Origin of the sequence: Tepidimonas sp. (assembly GCF_029335975.1) — a bacterium.
Lineage (GTDB): Bacteria > Pseudomonadota > Gammaproteobacteria > Burkholderiales > Burkholderiaceae_C > Tepidimonas.
Genome location: NZ_JARJMT020000070.1, coordinates 1 through 7372, shown reverse-complemented (window position 1 = coordinate 7372; position 7372 = coordinate 1). Strand labels below are relative to the sequence as shown.

Annotated in this window: 6 protein-coding genes; 4 read left to right on the top strand and 2 right to left on the bottom strand. The window is 69.4% G+C overall.

Features of this window, described 5'->3' with window-relative positions:
- From P3W97_RS03715 to priA, 3 genes are all read left to right on the top strand, one after another.
- On the top strand, window positions 1-392 hold a 392-nt coding region (locus P3W97_RS03715; RefSeq protein WP_300843904.1), incomplete at its 5' end, for a thioredoxin family protein.
- A gap of 34 nt (window positions 393-426) precedes the next feature.
- Entirely contained in the window at window positions 427-1539 is a 1113-nt protein-coding gene (hemE, locus tag P3W97_RS03710; RefSeq protein ID WP_300843902.1) for a uroporphyrinogen decarboxylase, read from the top strand.
- Between the two features lie 330 nt (window positions 1540-1869).
- On the top strand, window positions 1870-3957 hold the full coding sequence (gene priA / locus P3W97_RS03705) for a primosomal protein N' (RefSeq protein WP_300843900.1): 2088 nt from the start codon (window positions 1870-1872) through the stop codon (window positions 3955-3957).
- A 19-nt stretch (window positions 3958-3976) separates the two neighbouring features.
- Here the strand turns inward: priA and P3W97_RS03700 are convergent, their stop codons facing one another.
- Entirely contained in the window at window positions 3977-4927 is a 951-nt protein-coding gene (locus P3W97_RS03700; protein WP_300843898.1) for an AEC family transporter, read from the bottom strand.
- A 113-nt stretch (window positions 4928-5040) separates the two neighbouring features.
- On the opposite strand from P3W97_RS03700, the gene P3W97_RS03695 reads away from it, so the two are divergent.
- The gene (locus tag P3W97_RS03695) at window positions 5041-7095 is read left to right on the top strand and encodes an ATP-dependent helicase (protein ID WP_300843896.1); all 2055 of its coding nucleotides are present in this window, start codon (window positions 5041-5043) and stop codon (window positions 7093-7095) included.
- Window positions 7096-7130: 35 nt separating this feature from the next.
- Here the strand turns inward: P3W97_RS03695 and P3W97_RS03690 are convergent.
- Window positions 7131-7372, bottom strand: a 242-nt coding sequence (locus tag P3W97_RS03690; RefSeq protein WP_300843894.1) for an AzlD domain-containing protein, incomplete at its 5' end; no start/stop codon positions are given.

Below are 7372 nucleotides of genomic sequence, written 5' to 3'. Positions count from 1 at the left end.
ATGCGGACGGCACGCCCCCGACCACACAGGCCAGCCCCGCCGACGGCGCATGGGAGCCCTGGTCGGCGACCCGCCAGGCCGAGCTGCTGGCCGCCGGACGGCCGGTGTTCGTCGACTTCACCGCAGCCTGGTGCGTGACCTGCCAGGTCAACAAAGCCGCCGTGTTGCGCGACGAGGCCGTGTTGCGTGATGCCCAGGAGGCCGGCATCGCACTGCTGCGCGCCGACTGGACACGGCGCGATGCGGCCATCACGCAGGAACTGGCCCGACTCGGACGCAGCGGCGTGCCGGTCTATGTGCTGCATCTGCCGGGCCAGCCGGCGCAAGTGCTGACCGAAATCCTGAGCGTGGCGCAGGTACGCGCCGCGTTTCAAGCGGCGCGGCAACGATAATGCGCCGCCGTGCGCACCATTCGAGCCAACCCTCATGCCATTTGCCCCGCTTTCCAATGACACCTTCCTGCGCGCCTGCCTCGGACAGGCCACCGAGTACACCCCCATCTGGCTGATGCGGCAGGCTGGTCGCTACCTGCCCGAATACTGTGCCACGCGTGCGCGCGCCGGCAGTTTCATGGGGCTGGCCACGAACGTCGACTTCGCCACCGAGGTGACGCTGCAGCCGCTGCAGCGCTATGCGCTGGATGCGGCGATCCTGTTTTCCGACATCCTGACCGTACCGGATGCGATGGGCCTAGGGCTGCGCTTCGAGGCCGGCGAGGGCCCCAAATTCGAGCGCACCGTGCGCAGCGAGGCCGACGTGGCGGCGCTGGCGGTACCAGACATGGAGCGGCTGCGCTATGTGTTCGACGCGGTGACGGCGATCCGCCGGGCGCTCGCCGGGCGCGTGCCGCTGATCGGCTTTTCCGGCAGCCCGTGGACGCTGGCCTGCTACATGGTGGAAGGCGGCGGCTCGGACGACTACCGCCACGTCAAGGGCCTGATGTACCGTCGCCCGGACCTGATGAACCGGCTGCTCGCGGTCAACGCCGACGCGGTGGCAGCGTATCTGACCGAACAGATCCGCGCTGGTGCACAGGCGGTGATGGTGTTCGACAGCTGGGGCGGGGTGCTGGCCGACGGCATGTTCCAACGCTTTAGCCTGGCCTACACGCAGCGCGTGTTGGCACAGCTGCCGCGCACGCACGACGGGGCGACGATCCCGCGCATCGTCTTCACCAAGGGCGGCGCGCCGTGGCTGGCCGAGATGGCGGCGCTGGACTGCGACGTGCTGGGCGTGGACTGGACGGTGCACCTGGGCCGCGCCCGTGCGCTGGTGGGTGGCCTGCCCGGCGGGCCGGGCAAGGCGCTGCAGGGCAACCTGGACCCGGCCGTGCTGCTCTCGAGCCCCGAGGCGGTGGCCGAGCAGGCGGTGGCGGTGCTGGAGGCGTTCGGCGCCCCGCATACCGACCCGACGCGGCGCGGGCCGACGCACATCTTCAACCTGGGCCACGGCATCAGCCTGCACACGCCACCTGAACATGTGCAGGTGCTGGTCGAGACGGTACACGCGCATTCGCGGCGCATGCGCGGTGCGGTCTGAGCCTGCGCTACGGTGATGCACGGAGCGGGCCTTATGCACATGGGCGAACGGGTTCAGGCCTCTGTCGGCTGGTCAGCCACTGCGCTGACAATTACCGAAGAAGCATCTTCAACCCATTGAAATCATTATGATTTCATCGTTTTGCCGTTTTTTTGGGCAATCCTGTCGAAGCCTTGATGGCCAATGCTTTGCGGCGCTGATCCGCAGCTTGTCGACAAAGTTGTCCACAGTTTCTCGGGGCAAACGGGAAATCCTCGATGAGCGCCCGCGCATGACGTCCCAGGCACGGCCGTGACGGAAGCGCCCAGCCCCCCTACCCCGGTGTCGCCGGTGTCTCCGGCATCGACCTGGATCGAGGTGGTGGTGGCAGCCCCCGCCCACAGCGGGCTAGGCGACCGACTGACCTACCGCTGCGACCGGCCACTGCCGGCGGGCACCCTGGTACGCGTACCACTGGGCCGGCGCGAGGTGCTGGGCATCGTCTGGGGCCCGACGCCCGGTGACCCCACCTGCGCCCCCGAGCAGGTGCGCCCGGTCACCGAGGTCTGGGATGCGCTGCCACCGCTGGACCCGGATTGGCGCGATCTGGTGGCATTTGCTGCCCGCTACTACCACCGGTCTTTGGGCGAGGTGGCCCTTGCGGCACTCCCTCCCGCCTTGCGGGAGCTGACCCTGACGCAACTACAGCGCCGCCTCAAGCGCGCCACAGCGGCGCGCGCCCCATGCGCCGAGCACCCTGCACCCGTTCCCCCCTTGACAAGAGCCCAGGCCGATGCCCTGGCGACCATCGAGGCAAGTGACCGGCCGGTGTTGCTGTTCGGCGCCACCGGCAGCGGCAAGACCGAGGTGTATCTGCAGGCGACCGCGCGGCTGCTGGCACGCGACCCGCAGGCGCAGGCGCTGGTGCTGGTGCCGGAAATCAACCTCACTCCACAACTGGAGCAGCGCTTTCGCGCCCGGTTCGGCGATGCGGTCACGACGCTGCACTCGCGGCTCACCCCAGCCCAGCGGCTACAGCACTGGCTGGCGGCGCACCGCGGACAGGCGCGCATCGTGCTGGGCACGCGCATGGCGGTGTTTGCCAGCCTGCCGCGTTTGCGACTGATCGTGGTGGACGAAGAGCACGACCCCAGCTACAAGAGCCAGGAGGGCGCGCGCTACTCCGCGCGCGATCTGGCTGTTTACCGCGCCCACCGAGGCCACGCGGACGGCTGCCGGGTGGTGTTGGGCTCGGCCACCCCCGCGCTGGAGAGCTGGCATGCCGCCGAAGCGGGGCGCTACCGGCGCGTGGACATCACCGATCGCATGGGCGGGGCGGGCTGGCCACAACTGCGGCTGGTCGATCTGCGCCACCAGCCGCGGGGCACCGCCCTGGCCCCGCCCTTGCTGGCCGCCATCGAGGCGCGACTGGCCCGCGGCGAGCAAGCGCTGGTACTGCTGAATCGGCGCGGCTATGCTCCCGTAATTGCCTGCGGCGACTGCGGCTGGAAGAGCGGCTGCCCACACTGCAGTGCGCACCTGGTGTTCCACAAAGCCGATCGCAGCCTGCGCTGTCATCACTGCGGTCATGCGGCGCGTGTGCCCCGTGCCTGCCCCGACTGCGGCAACCTGGATCTGGCCCCTCTGGGCCGCGGTACCGAGCAGCTCGAGGAGCAGCTCACTGCAGCCTTGGGGACATTGCGGCGGCCGGACGGCAGCCCGGTGCGGATCGGCCGCTTGGACGCCGACACCGCGCGCGCGGCTGGGGCCTTGGAGCGCACCCTGGAGGCCGTGCACAGCGGCGCCATCGACGTGCTGGTGGGCACACAGATGATCGCCAAGGGGCACGACTTCCGACGCATCACCCTGGTGGCCAGCGTCAACACCGACGGGGCGCTCTTTGCCAGCGACTGGCGTGCCCCCGAGCGGCTGTTCACCTTGCTGATGCAGGCGGCCGGCCGCGCGGGGCGCGATGCCCGCTTCGTGGCCGCGCAGGACAGCACCGTGGAACTGTGGGTGCAAACCGCTTACCCCGAGCACCCCCTGTTCGCCGCACTGGCCCGGCACGACTACGCGGCCTTTGCCGCCCAGCAACTAGACGAGCGGCGCATGGCCGGCATGCCACCGTACAGCCACCAAGCCTTGCTGCGCGCCGAAGCGCGTCAGCTGGATGCCGCCCTGGCCTGGCTGCGCCATGCCGCCGACGCCACGCACGACCTACCCGGTCGCGCCCACGTCACGCTCTACGCACCCGTGCCGATGACACTGACGCGCGTGGCGGGGATCGAGCGGGCCCAATTGCTGCTGGAAAGCCCCCACCGCCCCGCCCTGCAGGCGCTGCTGGCGGCCTGGATGCCGCGGCTGCATACCCTGCGCGCTCACCCGGACACGCGGGGTCTGGCGCGCTGGGCGATCGACGTCGATCCACTCAGCTTCTGAGCGAAGCTGCGTGTCAATGTCAGCGCAGCCAGGCCACGGCGGCCGAAAAGGTAAAAAACGCCAGCGCCGTGGACACGAGGATGATGCGTGCGACCCGACCGTTGTCCGCCCCCATGCGCTCGGCCAGCAGCGACACATTGCTGGCGCTGGGCAGCGCGGCCGTCAGCACCATCACGGTCAGCGCCGCTGGCTGCAAACCGACACCGATCTGAATGGCCCCTGCCCCCACCAGCAGCACGAGCAGCGGATGCAGCAGCAGCTTCATCAGGGCCAGCGGCACATAATCGCGCAGTGGCATCGGGTGATCGGCCTGCATTTGGGAGCGTGCCAACACCGCTCCGATGGTAAACAGCGCCACCGGACTCGCGGCATCGGCGAGCAGCCCCACGGTTTTGTCCAGCGGCCCCGGCAGGGCGACATGCCAAGCCGAAGCCAGTGCCCCCAGTCCGATCGCCCACGGCATGGGATTGCGCAGCACGCCCAGCAGCGCTTGCTTGAGCGCCGCACGCGCACCGCCCTCACCCGCGTCCAGCCGCGATAGCGCGATGCACAGCGAGCTGGTGATCACCATATCCACCACGATGACCACGATCACCGCGCCCACCGCCTGCGGCCCCAGCAGCGCGGCAATCAGCGGCACCCCCATGAACCCCGAATTGGGAAACGCCGCCACCAGCGCGCCAAAGGCTGCATCGTTCCAATGGATGCGTCCGCCCAGGCTGACCGCGATCGCAAACCCCACCATCACCAAAGCACACAGCAGCCATACCCCGGCCACCGCGCCATCGAGCAGCCGGGCGATTGGCGTGGAAGCGCCAAAGCGATACAGCATGGCTGGCAGCGCAAAAAACAACACGAAGCCATTGAGCCCGGGTATGGCTTCCAGCGGCAGCCAGCGCCGCCACGCCGCCAGGTAGCCGGCCGCCACCAGCGCAAAAAAGGGAAAGATGACCCACAGGATGGCGCCCATGGACCCAATGGTAGCGAGGTCGAGATGCCCGGTATGATCGCGCCCTCTCGGGGGCCGCTAAACGGCCCTCGGCCCTGATCGCCCGCCGCACCTGCTCTGCTTGTACCCGCTCGATGCACGACACCCTCAACCCTGCCCAGCTCGACGCCGTGTACCACCTGCGCGGCCCTTCGCTCGTGCTGGCCGGCGCCGGCTCGGGCAAGACGCGCGTCATCACGCACAAAATCGCGCGCCTGATCCAGACCGGGCTGGAGCCTGAGCGGATTGCTGCCATCACCTTCACCAACAAAGCCGCCGCCGAAATGCGCGAGCGCGCGCGCACGCTGGTCGGCAAGGCCGCGCAAGGCGTGCTGCTGTGCACCTTTCACGCGCTGGGCGTGCGCATCCTGCGCGAGGACGGCGCGGCGCTGGGCTTGAAGCCCCAGTTTTCGATCCTGGATGCCGACGACATCGTTGGACTGCTCAAGGACTGTGGCGGCACCACCGACACGACTACCGCGCGCCATTGGCAATGGCGCATCAGCCAATGGAAGGGCGCGGGCCTGACACCCGAGCAGGCGCTGGCGCAGGCGCGCGACGAGGCCGAGCGCCAAATCGCGCTGGTGATGGCGCGCTACCACGAGCGGCTGGCGGCCTACCAGGCGGTGGACTTCGACGACCTGATTCTGCTGCCACTGAAGCTGCTGCGCGAGCACGCCGAGGTGCGGCAGCGCTGGCAGCAGCGCCTTGGCCACGTGTTGGTGGACGAGTACCAGGACACCAGCGCCGTGCAGTACGAGCTGCTCAAGGCATTGGTGGGCCATGGCGAGCGGCCCGACCCGCCCCTGACCTGCGTCGGCGACGACGACCAGTCGATCTACGGCTGGCGTGGGGCAACACTGGACAACTTGAAGCGCCTGCCGCAAGACTTTCCCACACTCAAGGTCATCAAGCTGGAGCAGAACTACCGCTCCACCAATGCCATCCTGCGCGCGGCCAACGCCGTCATCGGCCCGAACCCCAAGCTGTTCCCGAAGACCCTGTGGAGCGCGCTGGGCGAGGGCGAGCCGGTGCGCGTGCTGGACTGCGACCACGAGGAGCACGAGGCCGAGCGCGCGGTGGCGCGCATCCAGGGCCTGCGCGCGCAAGGCGCGGCGTGGCGCGACTGCGCCATCCTGTACCGCGCCAACCACCAGTCGCGCGCCTTCGAGGTGGCGCTGCGCAAGGCGCAGATCCCTTACCGCGTCTCGGGCGGTACGGGCTTTTTCGACCGCGCCGAGATCAAGGACCTGTGCGCCTGGCTGCGGCTGCTGGCCAACGAGGACGACGACCCGGCCTTCCTGCGCGCGGTGACGACGCCGCGGCGCGGCATCGGCCACCAAACGCTGGCGCAGCTCGGGCAGGTGGCCGCCGGACTCAAGCTCAGCCTGTTCGAAACGCTGTTGGCACCGACGCTGCAGGCCACACTGGCGCCCAAGGCGCTGGCCGCGCTGCACGAGTTTGGCCGCTTCGTCCATGCGCTGCAGCACCGCGCGCGCCACGCGGTGGGACACGAGGCGGCGCGCGTGGTGCTGATGGAGTGGCTCGCCGACATCGGCTATGAGCGCCATCTGCACGACCACGCCGACAGTGCGCAGCAGGCCACGCAACGCTGGGCCAACGTGCTGGACTTTGTCGACTGGATGGTGCAGCGCTGCGGCGGCCAGCTCGATGACACCGGTGGCGTGGCGCTGGAGCGCACGCCGCGCCCGCTGCTCGAGGTGGCGCAAACGGTGGCGCTGATCAGCACGTTGGCCGAACGCGAGCAGGACCAGGATGCGGTGACGCTGTCCACCCTGCACGCGGCCAAGGGGCTGGAGTGGCCGCATGTGATGCTGGTCGGCGTCAACGAGGGGCTGCTGCCGTTCAAGCCCGACGCCGACGGCGAAGCGGCGCTGAACGCCGCGCGCATCGAGGAGGAGCGCCGCCTGATGTATGTCGGCATCACGCGTGCCCAACGCACCTTGGTGGTCAGCTGGCTCCGGGCCCGGCGCCAGGGGCGCCAACGCGTGGCCGCGCAGCCCAGCCGCTTCATCGCCGAGATGCAGCTCGACGCCGCCACCGCGCGGGAGGATCCGCGTGCACGCCTGCGCGCACTGCGCGAAGAGTTTGCTGCGCGGGCGTCCGCCAGGCCAGCCTCACCCCCCTGAGTGCCGGGGTGCGCAGCGTGTCCCTCGAACAGAGCTCACCATCCCAGCCCCAAATGCAGCGGGAGGTACACCGCCATGCCTGTGACGATGGTACCCAAGACGCCGCCGCGCCAGAAAAACCACGTGGCCCCCGCCACGGCGGCATACAAGCGCGCATCTTGCCAAGTCTGAATGAGCTGCCCCTGCTGCATGACCACTTCGGGCACGACGACGGCCGCCAGCGCGGCAATCGGCGCGTACTGCAAGCCGCGCTCGGCCCAATGCGGCAACCGCCATG

Excerpts from the sequence above, each read along its gene's own strand:
- P3W97_RS03695 (WP_300843896.1), top strand. The coding sequence starts at position 5,041 with ATGCACGACACCCTCAACCCTGCCCAGCTCGACGCCGTGTACCACCTG.
- hemE (WP_300843902.1), top strand. The coding sequence starts at position 427 with ATGCCATTTGCCCCGCTTTCCAATGACACCTTCCTGCGCGCCTGCCTC.
- P3W97_RS03700 (WP_300843898.1), bottom strand. The coding sequence starts at position 4,927 with ATGGGCGCCATCCTGTGGGTCATCTTTCCCTTTTTTGCGCTGGTGGCG.